Origin of the sequence: Yersinia sp. 22-579 (assembly GCF_030433455.1) — a bacterium.
Taxonomy (GTDB): Bacteria; Pseudomonadota; Gammaproteobacteria; order Enterobacterales; family Enterobacteriaceae; genus Yersinia; species Yersinia enterocolitica.
The window spans coordinates 47,020-67,896 of the sequence record NZ_JAUJTZ010000008.1 but is presented as its reverse complement, the minus strand read 5'-3'; the positions used below and the strand labels follow the sequence as shown (position 1 = coordinate 67,896).

The following is a 20,877-nucleotide window of genomic DNA, read 5'->3' as shown; positions in this document are numbered from 1 at the left end:
GCATATCTTAACACAGACATAGGAATTTATCCGAACCCCTGCTATACTACGCGCCGTTTCTCGTTCTTTAACATCCTAGTGGAAGATACCCATGCATCCAATGCTGACTATCGCCATACGCGCTGCGCGTAAGGCCGGTAACCTGATTGCCAAACATTATGAAACGCCTGACTCCGTCGAAGCGAGCCAAAAAGGCAGTAACGATTTTGTTACCAACGTTGACCGCGATGCCGAGTCTATGATTGTTGACGTTATCCGTAAATCTTACCCAAAACACACCATTATTGGTGAAGAATGCGGTGAGTTGGTCGGCGAAGATTATGATGTACAATGGGTTATTGATCCACTGGATGGCACCACCAACTTCATTAAACGTCTTCCTCATTTCGCTGTTTCTATCGCCGTACGCATCAAAGGCCGTACCGAAGTTGCCGTAGTTTATGACCCAATGCGTAACGAACTGTTTACAGCTACTCGTGGTCAAGGCGCTCAATTAAATGGTTATCGCCTGCGTGGCACCAATGCCAAAGATTTAGACGGCACCATTCTGGCAACTGGCTTCCCATTCAAAGTTAAACAACATGCTCCGGCGTATATCCGTATTGTTGGCAAACTGTTTGAACAGTGCGCAGATTTTCGCCGCACCGGTTCCGCGGCACTGGATTTGGCCTATGTTGCCGCCGGCCGTGTTGACGGTTTCTTTGAAATTGGCCTGAAGCCGTGGGATTTTGCTGGCGGCGAGCTGTTAGTTCGTGAGTCAGGTGGTGTGGTAACTGACTTTGCCGGTGGTCATAATCACTTCAGCTCTGGCAATATCGTGGCCGGTAACCCGCGCGTTGTAAAAGGTATTCTTCAGTCTATAGTTCAGGCCGAAGTGAGTGATGCCTTAAAACGTTAATTAAACACAATTAACGGATGTACATTAAAAGCCAGTCGGCTAACACTGACTGGCTTTTTTATTGTGAGAATTAACGCCCGAATGGCCTAACTCCACCGATAAAGTCAGGCTGGCTGGAAAGATAAAGTAGCACTCCGGCAAACAATAAAATGAGGCCGCCAGTTAAGGCCAATGTCGCCCAGGCTATTGATCCCCAGGCCGCAGGTGCTCGTTTACGACTTAAATGCACTGCCAAACGCCGCGCATAGTGAACAAACAGCGCCAGCAAGGAGATGGTCAATGATGTGCCAATAGCCATAGCAATGGCCGACAAAATGCCCCACCAGTAAACCCCAATCACTTTGGCAAACAGCAGCACCATAATTGCGCCGGAGCAAGGCCGCATGCCCATCGCCAAAATAATCGCTAAACGGGTGCGCCAGTCATTGCCCGCTTGCAGCTCTTGAGAACTCGGCATATGTCGATGCCCGCAGCCGCAACTCTCACTGTGAACATGATCTGCACTCAACGGCTGTATACGCTGGATGCTGATTTTCTGCGGCTTCAATAGCTTTACTTGATGGTAAAGCCGTTTTATTGCGCGAAAACATAACAAAATTCCGAGCGCGATAACCAGCAGAAAACTGCCTTTTTCCAACCAGAAGCTGCTTTGATGCAAATAACGCGACGAGAGTTGCAACACCCCCAGCAGCACCGTTACCAGCATGATCGCGACACCACCTTGCAATATCGACGCAGCAAAAGTCAGTTTCAGACTGTTTTTGAGTTGTGCCGGATGGGTTGCAAGATAAGTCACTATCACCACTTTACCGTGCCCCGGCCCAACAGCATGAAGCACGCCGTAAATCAGGCTGAACATCATCAACGCCAGACCAGTTTGATGCGGATTGGCTTTGACCTGTTGCAGTAACTGGGCCATCTGCTGATGCATACTTTTTTGCCAGACTACCGTTTTGAACAGCAGTTCCGGCCAATAGAGCCAGGCAAGTTGGGCGGCACCGGCCAATAATACTAAGAAAAGTAGCAGCGGCCATAAATTGATTAGCCAATGTCTTGGCCGCGTAACGGGAGTGAGACCTACTGACATTGCACAGTTATCCGTTGGGCGAATTGTTTGCCAAGTTCCATATCTTCTCCCGGTGAATCACTTTTATCCAAAGACAACGCATAAGCCTGTAAGGAAGCATTAGGGTTTGGTGTGAATAAGGTTAATTTGCAACTTTTTGCCATTTCAGTCGACAGCCTGACTGCCTTATTATCGGCATAAGTCATATCCACAAAGTAGGTCGGATCGTAAGTCGAGATAATAAAAGGCTTTCCGACTAAGGGTTGCGGTTCAGCCAGAGGTAACACGAATTCCAAAACCGCCTGATGGCCTTTGCGAGACAAATGATATTCTGTCGGTAAATTTTTATATTTCACCGGCTTACCATCACGGTAGATATCAGTGAAATAGTGCTGCCCCAACACATTAGCCATCACTTCGGCTGCCAATTTCTTCCAAATTTCAGAATCACTTTTGGCATTTTCTGCATCATATAGCAGGTCCGCAGAGGTGATTTCGTCCATTGTCCATACCATTTTTATTCCCACTAATGTCTGTTTTTCGCTGACAAAAGTGGCATCCATATCGATGAAACTGTGCGGATGCGCCTCCGCTATTTGGCTATAAATACAAGTGCTACCCACTAACAGTAGAGCTATCAGCCGCTTAAATGCACTTAATTTGTTATAACATAACATAGCCTGCATGGATCAATCCTTGGAAATTCAGCAATAACTGTGATGTAAGTTGTAAGTCGATGTAAAAGCTCCTGACCTCAGTAAACCGGATAGAATCTCTTTTGCTATGCTTAAGACTGATGAATAACAACGCATCCATCACGGAAGGTTATATGCACTTGGACACTTCTTCTGTGCCCCAGTTATCCAGTCAACCACTATCCGGTCAACAACGCCGCTGCCACATGTTACTGATGCTATTTATGCCCGCAAGCACAGTACACTTGGACACTATCAGCCAATTCAACGGCGTTGAGCAGCCAACTACCCGGCAAGATATAGCCGAGGTTGCTAATGAAATCCAGCGTTTCTACCATTTGCAACTGAGTGCTAATGCCGATGATAGCTGCTTGATTCAGGGCAATCGGCTGGACAAAAGGCTGTGCTTAATCCACTGGCTACGCCGGGGTGTACGCTATTGTCCTGAATTTGTTGAGCACTATTTCGCTCCCCGTTTATATGAGGCACTCTCATGGGATAACCGACTGATTTCAGAGAATTTACCCCAAATTATCACTCAGTGTGAACCCTTTCTGAACCGCCAACTTAATGAAAAAGATCGTCAGTTCTTACAACTGTATTTGGCCTATTGTACTTGGGAAAATCGGCAACATGCTGCGCCAGAGTTATCCCTCACCCAGCAACAATGGTTGACACGTAAGCCCGCACTGGCGGCTGCTGACAGTCTATTTGATTCATTTAATCCACTGTTGGGCAACCCGCTCGATAAAATCGAACGCGACGTACTTATCTTGATGTTAACCATGATTAAGGCACACCGTTATCACAGTACCCAATCAGCGGAAGATTCACGTCTGATCACGGCCACTAACCAATTAGTCATGCGTTTTCAACAGCTTTCCGGAATGACACTCGGCAGCAATGAGATGCTGATGAATCAGCTTTTTGCACATCTCGCCCCTGCTATCGAACGCTGTTATTTCAATATCGGGATTGATAATTCATCACTGGAAGAAGTGAACCGACAATATCCCCGGCTGTTACGAACCACTCAGCAGGCATTGGTCGTATTCGAGCAAGAGTACCAGATTCAATTTTCTGCCGACGAAGTTGCGCTGATAGCCATTAGTTTTGGTGCCTGGTTGATGCAAGAAAATGCATTACAGGAAAAGCAGATTTTACTACTGACACGTAATAATTCGGAATTAGAACAACAAGTTGAGCAGCAAATTCGTGAGTTAACGCTTTTACCATTACATATTAAGTACTTGCCCCATGATGTGTATCTCCAATCTGGTGCCCCCTCCGGTACAGCGGTGGTGCTAACGCCTTATGCTGTGCGACAACCTGAATCAACGCCCCCACTGATTCAGGTGTTATTGCCCATAACTGAACAACAAAACAAGCAGTTACGCCGCCTGTTGGATTTGCCCTAATGGGCGAGGTCTTCCGGGTTTGCCACCACCCGAGGGCGAATAAATAGCGCAGGGATCACTATTAATGCCATTACCCAGAACACCCCCCCCTGATAATGTTCGAACAGGAACCCCGAAATAACCGTCATCACCGCAATTCCCCCGCCCATCGCCAGTGCAGAATAAACGGACTGCAACCGAATCACATCTGCCCCACGCCGGGCGGCAATAAAGCGCATCGCGGCCAAATGGCAAACAGTAAATGAGCCGCAATGCAGGATTTGCATCAGGATCAACCACGGCAGTTCTGTCGTAGAAGCCATCAAACTCCAGCGAATAATGCCGCTCACGGCCGAAAGCAGTAGCAGGCTACGGGCAGTCCAGCGACGGAAAAGGACATTGCTGAATGCAAATACCAGGATCTCGGCCACCACGCCCAGCGACCATAAATAGCCAATTGTCGCCGCGGAATAACCCGCATCTTTCCAGTAAATTGAACTGAAACTGTAATAACCGGCATGTGCGCCTTGTAATAAGGTCACACACAATAAAAAGCGCCACACCTGCGGCTCAGATAGCAACACTTTCCAGTCGGTGGCAGCTACATTAGCGTGCTTAACTTCTCCCTGAGGCATCACGCTGGGTTTCAGCAATGCTCCCAGTAACATAGCTGAAACGCCGAACAGCAAACTGTAAAGAATCGCCGGGTGACCCCAGACCGAAACTAACTTGCCGGTCAATGCAGAACCAATAACAAAAGCCAGCGACCCCCATAGCCGAACCTTGCCGTAATCCATGGTTATCTGTTTTTGCCAGGTCGCCGCCAGCGCATCGGTAAGTGGCACTAATGGGCCAAAAAATAGGTTAAAACCGGCAATAATCACCATCAACCAGGCCCAACCATGACCAAACCAAAAGCCAACCGCAAAGGCTAATGTCAGGAGTGCCAGAATTCGGATGGCAGTGACCAGATAAGAGGGATCTTTAACACTGGGAGCAATAATCAAGCTGCCGAGAAAGCGGGAAATTAATCCAGCACCAAGCAAAATACCAATAGTTTCAGGCGGTATCCCTTCCCCTTGCAACCAGATGCCCCAGAAAGGCAGGAAAATGCCATAAGAAAAGAAATAGGTGAAATAGCTGAGCGACAGCCAGCGTGTTGATTGCAATACCATGAATCCCTCCGAGGTCAGCCGGTCACTGTGACAGAGGCCCCGTCTGCTAGCAACTTTGTCATTAGGCAAACATGTAATTTGAGATTGGCTTCACATTTACGTTATGTAAACGACAAAAAACCCGCATTTTGCGGGTTTTCATTAGGTTAGAGCGAATCTGGCAAGATTATGCGTAAACCGGGAAACGGGCGCAGATAGCCAGAACTTTCTGTTTGATACGTTCGATTGTGGCTTCGTCGTTGATGTTATCCAACACATCACACATCCAGCCAGCCAGCTCGCGAGACTCTTCTTCTTTGAAACCACGGCGAGTGATTGCCGGGCTACCAATACGCACACCAGAAGTGACAAACGGGCTTTTCGGATCGTTAGGTACGCTATTCTTATTTACCGTGATATTGGCACGACCCAAAGCAGCATCGGCATCTTTACCGGTGATGTTTTTATCGACCAAATCAAGCAAGAACAAGTGGTTATCTGTACCGCCAGAAACCACTTTATAGCCGCGTTCCAGGAAGACAGCCACCATGGCTTTCGCGTTCTTAGCCACTTGCTGCTGGTAAACCTTGAACTCAGGCTCCATAGCTTCTTTCAGTGCCACCGCTTTACCGGCGATAACATGCATCAATGGGCCACCCTGGTTCGCTGGGAACACAGAGGAGTTCAGTTTTTTATACAGATCTTCATCACCGCCTTTCGCCAAAATCAAGCCACCGCGTGGGCCAGCCAGTGTTTTGTGCGTGGTAGTAGTTACGATGTGTGCATGTGGAACTGGGTTAGGATAAACGCCAGCAGCAACCAGGCCCGCTACGTGAGCCATATCGACAAAGAACCATGCGCCGATGCTGTCGGCGATTTCGCGCATTTTTGCCCAGTCAACAATACCGGAATAGGCAGAAAAGCCGCCGATGATCATTTTTGGTTTATGAATTTCGGCCTGACGCGCCATATCTTCGTAATCAATTTTGCCAGACTCATCAATGCCGTAAGGAACGATATTGTACAGTTTGCCGGAGAAGTTAACCGGTGAGCCGTGGGTCAAATGACCGCCGTGCGCCAAATTCATCCCCAAAACAGTGTCACCCGGTTGCAGCAATGCTGAGTAAACGGCCACGTTCGCCTGAGAACCGGAATGCGGCTGAACGTTGGCATAATCAGCACCGAACAACTCTTTTGCGCGGTCAATAGCCAACTGCTCAACGATATCGACATACTCACAGCCACCGTAGTAACGCTTGCCCGGATAGCCTTCAGCATATTTGTTGGTCAACTGAGAACCCTGAGCCTGCATAACGCGCGGGCTAGTGTAGTTCTCAGAGGCAATCAGCTCGATGTGCTCTTCCTGGCGCACCACTTCTTGCTCCATTGCACGCCATAGATCTGCATCATAATCGGCAATGTTCATTTCACGCTTTAACATCCGGCTCTCCTGACTTAGCTTGCTAAATATACCTAGTGGACCACCCGTTTGGGTTCTGTCCCACAGTGTAAACTGTTTCCCCCCCGTTAAGATAGGTCTTGACAGAGGTTTTTACGCAAACGATTGGCTTCAAGCAGCGTAAGGCTTTGACCTGTTCAGACTTCATCCAAAGCAACGGAATTATCCTCATATTCATTATGTGATTTTTTCATATTCTGTGAACTGACACGGCACGCTAATCCCTTATAAGAATGATGTGCATTTACAAATTAGGCTGCAATCTATAAGATGCATTTAAAATACATGTATTAAATCATACACAATAACACCTGAAGTCATTGGCGTTGCAGTCAGGGCGAAAGGGATAAATATTTAAGGAGCACCGCATGCTGGATAGTCAAACCATCGCCACCGTTAAATCCACTATTCCGTTACTGGCCGCCACTGGCCCCAAGCTAGCGGCACATTTCTATGACCGCATGTTTGAGCACAATCCCGAGCTGAAACATATTTTCAATATGAGCAATCAGTTTAATGGGGATCAACGCGAAGCCCTGTTCAACGCCATTTGTGCTTATGCAGCGAATATTGAAAATCTGGCCGCTTTACTGCCCGCGGTTGAACGTATTGCCCAGAAACACACCAGCTTGAACATTAAGCCCGAGCATTACTCGATAGTTGGTCATCACTTGATAAGTACGCTGGATGAAATGTTTTCTCCTGGTGAGGAAGTGTTAGATGCCTGGGCGAAAGCCTACGGTGTGTTGGCTGATGTGTTTATTACGCGGGAAAGCCAAATTTATCAACAAGGTGAAAATAGTACCGGCGGCTGGCGAACCTTGCGCCGTTTCCGCATCATCAAAAAAGAGATGCAGAGTGAGGTTATTTGCAGTTTTGTGTTAGCACCTGAAGACGGTGGCCGGGTATTGGATTTCAAACCAGGACAATATCTGGGTATCTATATTGAAGATGAACGGCTTGAATATCAGGAAATCCGCCAATACTCCCTGACAGCAGCACCAAACGGAAAAACCTACCGTATTGCGGTGAAACGCGAAGAGCAAGGAACCGTTTCTAATTATATGCACCGTGAATTGAACGAGGGCGACAGTGTGCGCATTGCCCCTCCGCGTGGTGATTTCTTCTTGGACATTACGCCGGATACCCCCGTAGCGCTGATTTCAGCTGGCGTGGGTCAAACCCCGATGTTAAGTATGCTCAATACCTTGCACAATCAGCAACATCCCGCACCAGTGCATTGGTTACATGCCGCTGAAAATGGGCAAGTTCATGCTTTTGCTGACGAAGTTGCCGCCATTTCAGACAATATGCCCAATCTCAGCCGCCATGTATGGTATCGCGAGCCAACCGCCCAAGATAATCATGAGAAGGATTATCACAGTAAGGGGTTAATGGACCTCAGCTCACATCAGTGGCTGGCAGCCGATCCCAACCGACATTATTACTTCTGCGGCCCGTTAGCTTTTATGCAATTTGCCGGCCGCCAATTATTAGCGCAGGGAGTAGCAGCCGAGCGAATTCATTACGAGTGCTTCGGCCCGCATAAAGTCATTTAATTATTGAATTTTATTTCATTTCTCAGGGGATGCCATTCTCGCTCCCCTGCATATCCGTTATAAAAAAACCGTCTACTTATTGCTTTTAAATGTGGTAGAACGTGATTTAGATCTCATATATCCTAATTTAATATTGCCACGATGAGGCATTAAGATGAATGTCTAAATATTCATATAACTGAAAATTAATAGTGTGGCTAACATTATCCCTTACTATTTATTGCCCGGTAACACAGGGTAAATTAAGGCTGAATTGACCTACCATGAGTAAGAAATTCATAAAAAAAGAAGGGTTGGCATTGGTATCTATGGCGCGCTATTTAATTGGTGAGCGCGCCGGGAATCGGCTTAAAACCATCGATGAGTTATCCGATGATTTCGGTATCTCCGTCGGCGTGGTACAGCATGCATTAAAAGTGCTGGAAGCGGATGGCGCTATCATCGTTGAACGCCGAGGTCGTAATGGTACCTTGTTGATTGACCTGAATATGCCACTGTTACTGCAACAGGCTGATCTGGGTAATATGGTGTGTGCCATGCCACTACCTTACACCAAGCTTTATGAAGGTTTGGCCAGCGGTTTAAGAGAGCAATTTACCTTACTTCCCCTCTATTTTGCCCATATGCGCGGCGCTGAAGTGCGGATCGAATGTCTGATAGACGGTATTTACGACATGGCTGTGGTTTCGCATCTGGCAGCTAAAAGTTATCTTGATCAAGGGAAAGTCGCTCTGGCACTGAATCTGGGAAATGGCTCTTATGTGGATGGTCACCAACTTATTTGCCGTCGTGGTGAGCAAAATAACATTCGTCGTGTTGGGTTAGATCCGCGCTCCCCCGATCAATGTCTGCTCACTGAGATTAAATTTGCCGGACAACCTATCGAATTAGTTGAATTACCTTATAGCGATTGCATCGCACATATAAATCGTGGTGATATTGATGCCGCTATTTGGAATCTGGCGGATAATGTCCCTCATGAAGATTTGCAGGCAATAAAACTGCAAGGCGATGAGCGCTATATTCAAGCTTCGCAAGCCGTTATCCTTATCCGACCTGATAATCATCCGATCAAATTGCTGCTGGAAAAAGGCATTAATGAGACATTACTGCTTAACCACCAGCGAGCAGTACAGAATGGCGAGATAGAACCTCGTTATTAATCATATCAATCTGGCAGCAAACCAGGCTATTTTCGGGAGGCCACTCTTTGAAGATTTGTATTGATGCGCGTCTTAATATTCTATGTCAGTCAGGGGTTATCGATCAGGATATTGGTCAGGGATTAGACCAGGTTATCAACCGGTTAGAACATTTCTGGCAATTGCCGGTACATGGTGACCAAGGGGTGATGGCTATCACTCATATGGCAAATGCATTAATGCGCACCCGCCGTGGCGAAGAGATCGCTGCGTTGGACCCGGCAATATTAGCGGAAATTGTTCAAAGCAAAGAAATTCACTATATCCGGGAAATAAATCAGGATTTATTAGCTTATTTTTCATTAAAACCGGCAGAAAATGAAATCGGATATTTACTCGCGAACCTTTACGGTCTATACCTTTCTAGTGACACGCCCCTGTTGCGCTAAAGCAGATTTATCGGGGTAGTGCCCCCAAAATACAACACCAGGTTCTCTTTTATAAAAAATATTCAAAATAATAATTATTTAACAAACGTAATTATGCCTAGGGCGTCCAGGACATAAAATGTTTTTAAAAACCCTATTAAAACAGAACACTAAACTTATTGATGCGGCTATCTCATTCTGGTACCAGGGAAAGATTTATCCTGATAGCTATGTCATCGATGTGGAACAAACTGAAGCCAATGCCCGTTTGCTACTGCAAGCTGCCCATCATCACCAGGTAAAACTGTATTTGATGAGTAAACAATTTGGCCGTAATCCGGAGTTGTGTCGCCGGCTGCTGGCTTGCAGTTATCAGGGCACCCATTATCACGGTATGGTGGCGGTGGATTTTAAAGAAGCTCGACAGCTCTATCGCCACGCCATTCCTGTTGCTCATATTGGCCATCTGGTACAACCCCCCTCTGGCATGCTGGCGGAAATAATTCGTCAGCGACCAGAAGTCATAACAGTTTTCTCATTAGAAAAAGCACTGGAAATATCACAGGCGGCGCATCGCCAACATATTATCCAACCCTTAATGTTGAAGGTTTGCCAATCAGGAGATTTGCTCTATTCAGGGCAAGAAGCGGGGTTCGAGTTAAATCATTTACCGGCTGTCATTGCGGCTCTACGGGAGATGCCGGGCGTACGATTGGTTGGAATAACGCATTTCCCTTGTATGGTGTATGACCCCCAGTCGCGGCAAACCTTGCCAACAGCCAACATGCAAACTTTATTGACCGCGCGGGATATCCTGCAAGCAGAAGATGTCACCATTGAACAGGTAAATGCCCCCTCAGCAACCAGTTGTACCACCCTCTCTCAGTTGGCCCAATTAGGGATAACACACAGCGAACCCGGTCATGCGCTCACCGGAACCATGCCCGCCAATCAGCATGGCGACCAGCCAGAACAGATATCTATGCTATATCTATCCGAGATTTCCCATCATTTTGCTGATAATAGCTATGTATTTGGCGGCGGTTATTATCGCCGTGGCCATTTGCAAAATGCGTTAATTTGGCACGATAACCAATTTAGCCAATCCTCAGTATTACCGATTGATAATGACAGTATCGATTATTGTCTGCGTCTGGCTGGCCAGTTCCCAGTTGGTAGTCCGGTTATTATGTGTTTCCGCACCCAGATATTTGTAACTCGCAGTGATGTCGTCTTGATAGATGGCATTCAAAGTGGCACTCCCCGCATACTTGGCTGCTATGACAGCCAAGGCAATAGGCTGGGTTAATCAATAAAAAAAGCCATCAGCCCAATACGTTAGTTTATTTAATGAATACCCATGATAGTCTTACACACTGACTTTCTTCGGAGCCTGCCCGATGATTAATCCCGATGGATACACCTACGCGCACGAACATCTCCATATTGATTTATCTGGATTTAAAAATAATTTGGATTGCCGGTTGGATCAATATCAACTCATCTGCGACGAAATGCGTGAGTTAGTGGGTAAAGGTGTGGCCAATATTGTCGAAGTGACCAATCGATATATGGGCCGAAATCCGCAGTTTTTATTGAATGTGATGCGTGACAGTGGCATCAATGTTATCGCTTCAACCGGCTATTATACCGACAGTTTTTACCCGCCAATGGTACGCGAGAGTAGCGCTCAGCAATTGGCGCAAACCATGATTGATGAAATCGAGATAGGTATTGACGGCACAGAACTGAAAGCCGGTGTTATTGCCGAAATTGGCACCAGTGAGGGCATAATTACCCCTGACGAAGCCAAAGTCTTTCATGCCGCGGCATTAGCTCACCATGCCACCGGCCTGCCCATTTCGACCCACACCAGTTTCAGCACTATGGGGTTGGAGCAAATCGCTCTGCTCAAGCAACATGGTGTAGCGCTGGATCGCGTAGTCATCGGCCATTGTGACTTGAAAGAACAACCCGACCTTATTATGAAAATGATCGATATGGGTGTATATGTCCAATTCGATACCATTGGTAAAAATAGCTATTTCCCTGATGAACGCCGAATCGCGATGTTAGTCACACTCGCTGAGCGTGGATTATTGGATAAAGTCATGCTCTCCATGGATATAACCCGCCGCTCACATTTAAAAGCCAATGGCGGTAGTGGATTTAGCTATTTAGTTGATTCATTTGTTCCCATGTTACTGGCCGCAGGGATTTCCTCCGCTCAGGTGGAAATGATGTTGCGCCACAATCCTAATAAATTTTTCGCCACGCAAGGAAAGTGATTATGAAGAAGATTGGCATTGCCGGGCTGCAACGAGAGTTAATTCGCGAAATGATTGAGCAGACGGCTCCTCATACTTTTGAAACATTTATTCTTTCGGATATGGATGCCGCAGTAAAAGTGAAAGAAGGCCAGTTGGATTATTATATTGGTGCCTGTAACACTGGGGCCGGAGCCGCATTATCAATGGCTATCGCGATTATTGGTTATAACAAAAGTGCCACAATCGCCAAGCCGGGAATCAAAGCCAAACCAGAACAAATAGAAAAATTTGTCACTGAGGGTAAAGTGGCGTTTGGCCTATCGGTTGAACATATTGAGCATGCTATCCCGCTGCTGATTACACAGCTGCGCTAAGGGGACCACCGTGGATTATATTCATATTGTTGTGGTTGCCCTGTTGACCGGGATGACCGCGCTGCTTTCTCACCGCAGTGTCGCCGTGTTCCATGACGGCATTCGCCCTATTCTGCCGCAATTGGTTGAAGGGAATATGAGTCGCCGTGAGGCAGGCAGTATCGCTTTTGGCCTGAGTGTCGGCTTTATTGCCTCTGTCGGTATCTCTTTCACACTCTCAACCGGTTTACTTAACTCCTGGCTGCTATTTCTGCCGACCGACATCATTGGTGTTCTGGCAATTAATAGCTATCTGGCCTTCGCGCTAGGTGCAGCTTGGGGTATTTTAGCACTGACCAGCTTACCGGCCGTTAATACCGCGTTGACCTCATTACCCGTGAACTTTATTGGCTCGCTAGGAGAGCTGAGCAGCCCGGTGATTTCCGCCTTCGCCTTGTTCCCATTGGTCGCCATTTTCTACCAATTTGGCTGGAAAACTGCCGTCGTCTCTGCTTTTATCGTGCTACTAACTCGCCTGATTATTACTCGCTTTACCGGCCTATTCCCTGAATCTATTGAGATTTTCGTCGGTATGATTCTGCTTATCGGTATTGCCATTGCACAAGATTTACGAGCAAAAACCCACCTGGGAGGTGGTGGTGGACACTCTGTTTTCGAAGAACGAACCCAGCGAATTATTAAAAACCTCCCGATGCTGGCGATTGTCGGCGGGTTAATTTCTGCCGTAGCAAGTATGAAGATCTTCGGCGGTAGCGAGGTGTCGATTTATACCCTGGCAAAAGCTTACGCTCCGGGCATCACACCGGAAGAATCGCTGGCATTAATCCATCAGGCATCATTGGCCGAGTTTATGCGTGGCCTCGGTTTTGTGCCGTTAATTGCCACTACCGCGCTGGCAACCGGTGTTTATGCCGTAGCTGGTTTCACATTCGTGTTTGTGGTGGGTTATCTGGTACCGAATCCATTGCTGGCAGGGATAATTGGTGCGGTAGTGATATCGCTGGAAGTATTGATGCTGCGCTCAATCGGTAAGTGGCTGGGCCGCTTCCCATCGGTGCGAAATGCTTCCGACAATATTCGTAATGCCATGAATTTACTGATGGAATATGCGCTGTTAATCGGGGCTATTTTCGCGTCAATCAAAATGGCCGGTTACACCGGTTTTACTATTACTACCGCACTCTATTTCCTCAACGAGGCTATTGGCCGCCCGGTAATGAAGATTGCCGCACCTGTGGTTGCAGTGATTATCGCCGGCATTGTGCTGAATCTGTTCTATTGGCTGGGGTTATTTGTCCCGGCATAAACCTTTGGGACTTGAAGTTGCAGGGTTGTTAGCTACGCTCACTCACCCGAATCACTTACTTGAGTAAGCTCATCGGGATTTGTTCACTTGCTGCCTACCTGCAACTCCAATTACTTCGGGTTTAAGGGTATTTAGGTGTAAAAAAGCCCGTTCGTGGAAACGAAACGGGCTTTTTATTGATGACTTAAATATGCAGAGTTTAAATCGCTTCTTCGTCCTGCTCACCGGTACGGATACGAACTACGCGGGAGACATCAAAGACAAAGATTTTACCATCGCCGATCTTACCGGTCTGAGCAGTTTGCATAATCGCTTCAACGCAGGTATCCACAATATCGTCAGCAACAACAATTTCGATTTTTACTTTTGGCAGGAAATCCACCATATACTCAGCACCACGGTACAGTTCGGTATGCCCTTTCTGGCGGCCAAAACCTTTTACTTCGGTTACCGTCATCCCGGTGATACCAACTTCAGCCAGTGCCTCACGGACATCATCGAGTTTGAATGGCTTAATAATCGCGTCAATTTTTTTCATGGTGAATCCCTGTTTTACCAATTCTTGCGGCCAAAGCCTGATGTAATCGGATAGCGTCTATCTTTACCAAAATTGCGGGCGGTGATTCGCGGCCCGACAGCAGACTGACGCCGTTTATATTCGTTGATATCTACCAGGCGAATGACCTTACGCACGATAGCTTCATCAAAACCGTCAGCAACCAAATCGGCGACTGACTTATCTTGCTCGACATACCCTTCGAGAATGGCGTCCAAAATATCATAAGGTGGCAGGCTATCTTCATCTTTCTGATCAGGTGCCAGCTCTGCCGACGGCGGACGAGTAATCACCCGCTGCGGGATAACATATGAAACGGTGTTACGATATTCGGATAGTTTAAATACCAACGTCTTAGGCACATCTTTCAAAACATCAAAACCGCCCGCCATATCACCGTACAATGTGGCGTAGCCTACAGCCATTTCGCTTTTGTTACCGGTAGTTAATACGATGCTGCGGCGCTTGTTCGACAACGCCATCAGCACCACACCACGGCAGCGCGCCTGAAGGTTTTCTTCAGTGGTATCGCGTGCGGTACCAGCAAACATCGGTGACAATTGGCCCATAAAGGCATCAAACATCGGTTCAATGGAGAGCACATCAAATTCGATACCTAAAATTTCAGCTTCTTCTTTGGCATCAGCAATACTGATATCTGCGGTATAACGGAACGGCATCATCAATGCCTGAACCTTATCTTTACCCAATGCATCCACGGCGATTGCCAGTGTCAGTGCTGAGTCAATCCCGCCCGACAGGCCGAGAACCGCGCCATTGAAACCATTTTTAGTGACATAATCACGCACCGCCAAAACCAAGGCCTCATAGACCTGCGCCAATGGCGGCAACTCAGCGGCAGGCGCCATCATCGGTACCACTTCACACTCATTGAACTGCAATAAGGTGGTTTGCTCAGCAAATGCCGCCAGACGGTGGGTCATATTACCGGCAGCATCGAATACTTTGGAACAGCCATCAAAAATCAGCTCATCCTGCCCACCAATTTGGTTGAGATACACCAATGGCAAGCCGGTACGCTGGCAATGCGCCGCCATCAGCGTTTTGCGAATATAGGGTTTTTCCCGGTTATACGGTGAGGCATTGATCGACAATACAATTTCAGCCCCCGCAGCTTTAACCGCATCAACCGGGCCATCGAACCATAAATCTTCACAGATAAGCAGGCCCAAGCGGTAACCTTTTAACTCCACCACACAGGTATCATGACCGGCAGAGAAATAGCGTTTTTCATCAAATACGCCGTAGTTGGGTAATTGCTGCTTGAAATAACGCCCCAGCAATTTACCGTCAGCAAACAAAGACAGTGCATTATACAGCTTGTCCGCTTCACGCCATGGATGCCCCACCAACACCGCCGTTTGCTGCGTTGCCGCCTGCAAACGAGCTAATTGTGCTTCACAGCGTTGGTAGAAATCATCACGGTACAGCAGATCTTCTGGCGGATAACCGGACAAAGCCAGCTCGGAGAACATCACCAGGTCAGCTCCGGCCTTCTGCTGCTCATGTAAGGTCTGCAACATACGTTCAGTGTTGCCTTCGATATCGCCGACCAGCCAATTTAACTGGGCTAATGCAATGGAAAGTTTTCTGCTCATGGGATTTAAACTCGGTTATCAGTGTGCCTGTAGCTAACATTTTATTGATAAATAATATATACCCTAAATAATTCGAGTTGCGGGAAGGCGGCAAACGAGAGAGTCCCGATGAGTTGACGCCAGTCAATGATTCGGGTGAACGAAAGCAGCCAACGCACATGCAGCTTGAAGTATGACGGGTATAATTTATTCTTTAAAATCATTGGCATCTAGTTCATGGCGTGACAGTAACTTGTAAAATTCAGTACGATTACGCCCCGCCATCCTTGCTGCCTGAGTCACATTGCCTTTGGTGATTTGTAGCAGTTTACGCAAATAATTCAATTCGAATTGATTACGCGCCTCTACAAAGGTCGGTAACGCGGTATTTTCCCCTTCCAACGCCTGTTCAACCAGTGCTTCACTGATAACAGGTGCAGAGGTTAATGCCACACATTGCTCAATCACGTTCACCAATTGGCGCACGTTACCTGGCCAACTGGCCGTCATCAGCCGTTTCATGGCATCGGTTGAGAAGCTGCGGACAAATGGCTTATGGCGTTTGGCTGATTCACGTAACAGATGGTTAGCCAGCAGCGGAATATCTTCTGAGCGCTCATGCAATGCAGGGATCTTGAGATTCACCACATTCAAACGATAGTAGAGATCTTCGCGAAATTCATTTTTTGCCATCGCCTTGGGTAAATCACGGTGAGTCGCTGAAATGATCCGCACATCGATACTCAAATCACGGTTACTGCCCAAAGGGCGTACTTTGCGCTCCTGCAATACTCGCAGTAGTTTCACCTGCAAAGACAGCGGCATATCACCGATTTCGTCTAAGAACAGTGTCCCGCCTTCGGCCGCCTGAAATAGCCCTTCACGGCTACTGACTGCGCCGGTAAATGCCCCTTTGGCATGGCCAAATAGCTCCGATTCCAGTAACTGTTCAGGCAAGGCACCGCAGTTGATCGCAATGAAAGCTTTTTTCGCCCGAGGGCTGGCGGCATGGATGGCTTGCGCCAAAACTTCTTTACCGGTACCACTTTGGCCGTTAATCAACACGCTGACATCCGATTGCGCCACCATTTTGGCCTGCTCTAACAAGCGCAACATCACAGGGCTGCGGGTCACTATCTCTTCTCGCCAGGTATCATCACCGGCAGGAATAGAAAGTTCTAAAGCTGCATCGATTGCTTTATATAAGGCATCGCGATCAACCGGTTTAGTCAGGAAACTAAACACCCCTTGTTGGGTCGCGGCCACGGCATCAGGGATAGAGCCATGTGCGGTCAGGATAATGACTGGCATGCCCGGTTGATGCTTTTGTATTTCAGCAAACAACGCCATGCCATCCATTTCATCCATACGCAAGTCACTGATAACCAGATCAATCTTCTCGCGCATCAACAGACGCAATGCTTCCTGCCCGCTTTCCGCTGTGGTGACATTAAAACCTTCACTGGTTAAACGCATCCCCAGCAATTTCAGTAAGCTGGGGTCGTCGTCAACCAGCAGTAGATTGGCCGGTTTGCGTGGCGTCATGTGATTCCTTATTTGTCGCTGGTGGAACGTCAGTTGGTGGTACGACTGGTGCGGCATAAGTATCAGCCGGTTTTTCTACCGGTTGCGGCGCAGGTTTGCTATCTGCTGGCGGCTCAGTTGGTTTACTTTCAACCGGACTGGTGGATGCAGCAGGTTTAGCTTCTGTCGGTTTAGCTTCTGTCGGTTTGGTTTCCGCCGGTTTAGCTTCAGCAGGTTTGGTCTCTATGGGTTTAACATCCGCAGGCTTGGTTTCAACCGGTTTAACCGGCTCGACTTTAGGCTGAGGTTTAGCCTCAACTGGCTTGGTTTCTGCTGGTTTGAGGGCCGCCGCGGCTTTGCTGTCAGCATCGGTTTCCGGGATCTCGTTTTGCATTTGCTTACGTGATGAAAGCTGCCGTTCGATATCTGTCAGATTTTCCAGCTTACGGGTAGTATCCAGTAAATTATATTGCAACCGAACCTGACTCTCTCTCAGGCGGTCAATTTGCGCGTCGGACTCTTCTTGCAAGCGCTGATAACGCGTGCGCTCTTCTGCCAGAGAGATGCGCAGAACTTGCTGCTCACGCCATAGTTGAATCAGTGGGCGCACAGCGCCGGGGAAACTTTGGCTATAGCTGTTCAAACGCTCAACGACTTGACGACGCTCAGCAATCGACGGTTCAGCACTGCTCACCAAAATACCCTGCTTAAAGGCGGCTGACCACGTCACTACCGGTAATGTTTTGGCTAATACCCGTGCTTGAGTTGAACCCAAGCGCTCTGCACAATCCATCGCCCGTAACCAATAAAGGGAGTTTTCCAGCGTCTCTTTATCATCAAGATCCCACAATACATCACAGGATAAGGTCCGATAATCAACGATTTTCGTTTCTGGTATCACCATCTGAACAGCTTGGGAGAAACGACCCGCAGTCGGGTTATCAGTACATCCCGTGAGTAATAGCGGGGCCAGCAACAAAGCAGGCCAAAACACACCCGAGCCTGACCTTCCCACCAGCTTATTGGTAGTAGTTGATGTCTGACATGACAAAAAGACGGTCTTTTTAATAACGCTGCTCATAGACCATTTGTACATTATTTATTCATTCTCAGCGGTTAATGGCAATTCAACACGGAAACAGACTGCGGCGTAATCCACGGACACCAATTGCAAGTCGCCCTGCATACGTTTGATGCAGTCCTGAGCAATACTCAGCCCCAGCCCGCTGCCTTTGACGGCCCCTTTTCGCTGATGACTTCCCTGGAAAAAAGGCTCAAATATCATTGTTTCTTCAGATTCCGGGATCGAAGCACCGGTATTGGCAATATCAATTTGCACGCGGTTATTCACCTGACGGCTTCTCACCCAAATGGTACCGGATTCCTCGCCATAGTGCACCGCATTGGAGTAGAGATTATCTAATACCCGCATCAATAGTGTCGGATCTGCCCAACAAATATCCGCTTTCAGATCCGTCTCGGTACGAATCATCTTTGCTCGTGCCGGTAAGCTATGAGCTGAAATCACATCTTCGACCATTTCTACCAATTCGACATTTTCCAGCTCACCGGGGCCATCGGCCAGTTTACGGTTATAGTCCAATAATTGTTCAATTAATAATTGTAAATGGCGGCTACTGTTATCCAGGATAGCCACGACTTCTTTTTGATCTTGAGTCAACGGGCCAGCAACCTCATCCGCTAACAATTCAGTACCTTCGCGCATACTGGCCAGCGGCGTTTTTAACTCATGGGAAATATGACGTAAAAACTCATGGCGCTGTGATTCAAGCCAGGCTAAACGTTCACTGAGCCAGATAATGCGCTGTGCCAGCGAGCGTAACTCTCGCGGACCTTTAAACAACGCCGTGTTACCCAGTGGACGCCCCTCTCCTAGCCGATTAATCATTCGCTCGATGCCTTTAACCGGCCCGATAATCATGCGTGTGAATAACACCACCAGCAATACGCTGACTAAAAACAGTAACAGGGACTGCCAGCCAAAAAATTGCCCACGTTCAGCAATATCTTTTTGCAGTTGCTGTCCTCGGGAGAAAATCACATCACGGGTGGCCTGTACCATTTCGGCATTCGAACGCGAAAATTGCTCTAATAACGCCGAAGCATTTTGTTCTGGACCACTATTTTTACATTTAATATCAGAAAGTTGCGTCAACAATTCACGCAAGGTCTGATAATAGCGAGCATCAGGTAGGATCGCCGCGTGGGTATCGAGCATTTGAGCATACTGTTTACGCTGATGCTGATAGAGCTTTGCCAGTGTTGCATCATCTAATACACAATACTGGCGATAACTGCGCTCCATTTCGAGCGCCACGCTGGTCATTGCCTCGCTACGTCGGGCATCAGCCAACGTAGTGCGGTTAATATCGGCCGCCTGGGTGCTCAAATGGTCAAGGCTTTGATAAGCCTGATATGCCAGCACCAATAAAGGGAGCAGCACCAACAGAAATGCCATGAGCACCAATTGACGTAAAGAACGGGGGAACAAACGCCATCTTTTCAACGAAATCATCTCATTACCTATCATTCTGTTGTGATGCTAACTGACTTTGTCAGGATTACAATGCCTGTAACCCAATTTATGCGGGCATGTCCGCAACTTGCCCGTTTGGTTGAAGTAAAAAAAAAGCACCTAGCTTTAAGCTAAGTGCTTTTCATTAAGGCTGCTGCTCCATTATCGTCAGAATCATCATCAGACCTGCTTTTATAATCAGTTGCAGTGAAAATGGAGAACTTTAAATGTGACAACGGGGCAATAAATGCCCCGTCGCAGAATATGTGGATGCCCTTAAAAATCGTCTCCAGTTTGATGAAGCCGAGGCAATCATCGGGAGGATGAGACGAATAGCATCCAGACATGTCCAATATTGATGAACTACTCATCACAGCAGGACATAGGCGGCACCTCACTCAACGTGTCGTCCGATGTTTGATATGTGCATTCGCACGATATCGGTTTGGGTGGACGATAGGTACCAGTCTTAGGCATCATTCGATGGCTTATGAAGTGCATATTCCGCTTTACAGCGGGACTATCATAAAGAGGTGAATGAGCAACTGTAAATGATAGTGCAGCTTGCGTGCCAAGTTTTAAAAAATAAATTTAATACATTGATATTTAATGAAAATAAATTTTAACTTCAGTTTATTCTTACATAAACGCTCATCATATGGTGTGATTCCACCACGTTTTGTCGCTGTTTCCCGACACCTGTCTCAGGTTAAAATAAAACACTTATAAATCAAAAAGATAAATGTCTCCTTTTTGAGACAGACTCAAGTGCCATTGTCGCAATTTACCGACAAAATAATAAAAGTATTTAAAATCAATTAGTTGATCGTGATGTTTTATTCTTCTATCCATTGTCTTTATCACTACCAACAACACTAAGCAGTAATACTGTTGAAATTATCATCACGTTATAAA

Annotated in this window: 18 protein-coding genes; 9 read left to right on the top strand and 9 right to left on the bottom strand. The window is 47.3% G+C overall.

Annotation, left to right across the window (positions count from 1 at the left end):
* Positions 1–91: 91 nt before the first annotated feature.
* The gene (gene suhB / locus QSV56_RS11475) at positions 92–898 is read left to right on the top strand and encodes an inositol-1-monophosphatase (RefSeq protein WP_005172639.1); all 807 of its coding nucleotides are present in this window, start codon (positions 92–94) and stop codon (positions 896–898) included.
* A gap of 70 nt (positions 899–968) precedes the next feature.
* Here the strand turns inward: suhB and QSV56_RS11470 are convergent, their stop codons facing one another.
* Together QSV56_RS11470 and QSV56_RS11465 are read right to left on the bottom strand one after the other, a co-directional pair.
* Positions 969–1,985 carry a nickel/cobalt transporter gene (locus tag QSV56_RS11470; protein ID WP_019081833.1) on the bottom strand — a complete coding sequence of 339 codons (1,017 nt, stop codon included), beginning with the start codon at positions 1,983–1,985 and terminating at the stop codon, positions 969–971.
* A complete protein-coding gene (locus tag QSV56_RS11465; RefSeq protein WP_019083720.1) occupies positions 1,976–2,650 on the bottom strand; it encodes a DUF1007 family protein in 675 nt (224 codons plus the stop codon). The genes QSV56_RS11470 and QSV56_RS11465 overlap by 10 nt, the downstream gene beginning before the upstream one ends.
* A gap of 143 nt (positions 2,651–2,793) precedes the next feature.
* On the opposite strand from QSV56_RS11465, the gene csiE reads away from it, so the two are divergent.
* Positions 2,794–4,077, top strand: a complete 1,284-nt coding sequence (csiE, locus tag QSV56_RS11460) for a stationary phase inducible protein CsiE (protein ID WP_019083721.1) — start codon at positions 2,794–2,796, stop codon at positions 4,075–4,077.
* Here the strand turns inward: csiE and QSV56_RS11455 are convergent.
* Both QSV56_RS11455 and glyA read right to left on the bottom strand, forming a co-directional pair.
* Positions 4,074–5,231, bottom strand: a complete 1,158-nt coding sequence (locus QSV56_RS11455) for a 3-phenylpropionate MFS transporter (RefSeq protein WP_019081836.1) — start codon at positions 5,229–5,231, stop codon at positions 4,074–4,076. The two genes, csiE and QSV56_RS11455, sit on opposite strands and share 4 nt — an antisense overlap.
* Before the next feature lie 166 nt (positions 5,232–5,397).
* Positions 5,398–6,651, bottom strand: a complete 1,254-nt coding sequence (gene glyA / locus QSV56_RS11450; RefSeq protein WP_046050422.1) for a serine hydroxymethyltransferase — start codon at positions 6,649–6,651, stop codon at positions 5,398–5,400.
* Between the two features lie 386 nt (positions 6,652–7,037).
* On the opposite strand from glyA, the gene hmpA reads away from it, so the two are divergent.
* The 7 genes from hmpA (at position 7,038) to QSV56_RS11415 (ending at position 13,748) form a co-directional block, all read left to right on the top strand.
* Positions 7,038–8,228, top strand: coding sequence for an NO-inducible flavohemoprotein (gene hmpA, locus QSV56_RS11445; RefSeq protein ID WP_046694683.1), 1,191 nt, complete (start codon positions 7,038–7,040; stop codon positions 8,226–8,228).
* A 263-nt stretch (positions 8,229–8,491) separates the two neighbouring features.
* A complete protein-coding gene (gene yhfZ, locus QSV56_RS11440; RefSeq protein WP_019081838.1) occupies positions 8,492–9,391 on the top strand; it encodes a GntR family transcriptional regulator YhfZ in 900 nt (299 codons plus the stop codon).
* Between the two features lie 47 nt (positions 9,392–9,438).
* A complete protein-coding gene (locus tag QSV56_RS11435) occupies positions 9,439–9,819 on the top strand; it encodes a PRD domain-containing protein (protein WP_005159480.1) in 381 nt (126 codons plus the stop codon).
* A 118-nt stretch (positions 9,820–9,937) separates the two neighbouring features.
* A complete protein-coding gene (locus QSV56_RS11430; protein ID WP_050298627.1) occupies positions 9,938–11,107 on the top strand; it encodes a YhfX family PLP-dependent enzyme in 1,170 nt (389 codons plus the stop codon).
* Positions 11,108–11,198: 91 nt separating this feature from the next.
* On the top strand, positions 11,199–12,086 hold the full coding sequence (locus QSV56_RS11425; protein ID WP_019081840.1) for a phosphotriesterase-related protein: 888 nt from the start codon (positions 11,199–11,201) through the stop codon (positions 12,084–12,086).
* Positions 12,087–12,088: 2 nt separating this feature from the next.
* Complete coding sequence (locus QSV56_RS11420; protein ID WP_019081841.1) at positions 12,089–12,442, top strand: DUF2620 domain-containing protein; 354 nt, start codon at positions 12,089–12,091, stop codon at positions 12,440–12,442.
* 10 nt (positions 12,443–12,452) lie between these two features.
* Positions 12,453–13,748: a YhfT family protein gene (locus QSV56_RS11415; protein WP_005159463.1), complete on the top strand. Its 1,296-nt coding sequence runs from the start codon at positions 12,453–12,455 to the stop codon at positions 13,746–13,748.
* Between the two features lie 199 nt (positions 13,749–13,947).
* Here the strand turns inward: QSV56_RS11415 and glnB are convergent, their stop codons facing one another.
* The 5 genes from glnB to QSV56_RS11390 all read right to left on the bottom strand — a co-directional run bounded on the left by glnB (position 13,948) and on the right by QSV56_RS11390 (position 19,962).
* Positions 13,948–14,286 (bottom strand): nitrogen regulatory protein P-II, encoded by a 339-nt coding sequence (gene glnB / locus QSV56_RS11410; protein WP_002231018.1) that lies wholly within the window; start codon positions 14,284–14,286, stop codon positions 13,948–13,950.
* Between the two features lie 14 nt (positions 14,287–14,300).
* A complete protein-coding gene (locus QSV56_RS11405; RefSeq protein ID WP_050129774.1) occupies positions 14,301–15,923 on the bottom strand; it encodes an NAD+ synthase in 1,623 nt (540 codons plus the stop codon).
* A 186-nt stretch (positions 15,924–16,109) separates the two neighbouring features.
* A complete protein-coding gene (glrR, locus tag QSV56_RS11400; RefSeq protein ID WP_005159455.1) occupies positions 16,110–17,447 on the bottom strand; it encodes a two-component system response regulator GlrR in 1,338 nt (445 codons plus the stop codon).
* Positions 17,410–18,507, bottom strand: coding sequence for a two-component system QseEF-associated lipoprotein QseG (qseG, locus tag QSV56_RS11395; protein WP_229763963.1), 1,098 nt, complete (start codon positions 18,505–18,507; stop codon positions 17,410–17,412). Before qseG ends, glrR begins: the two co-directional genes overlap by 38 nt.
* 18 nt (positions 18,508–18,525) lie before the next feature.
* Positions 18,526–19,962, bottom strand: a complete 1,437-nt coding sequence (locus tag QSV56_RS11390) for a HAMP domain-containing sensor histidine kinase (RefSeq protein WP_019081844.1) — start codon at positions 19,960–19,962, stop codon at positions 18,526–18,528.
* Positions 19,963–20,877: the final 915 nt, after the last annotated feature.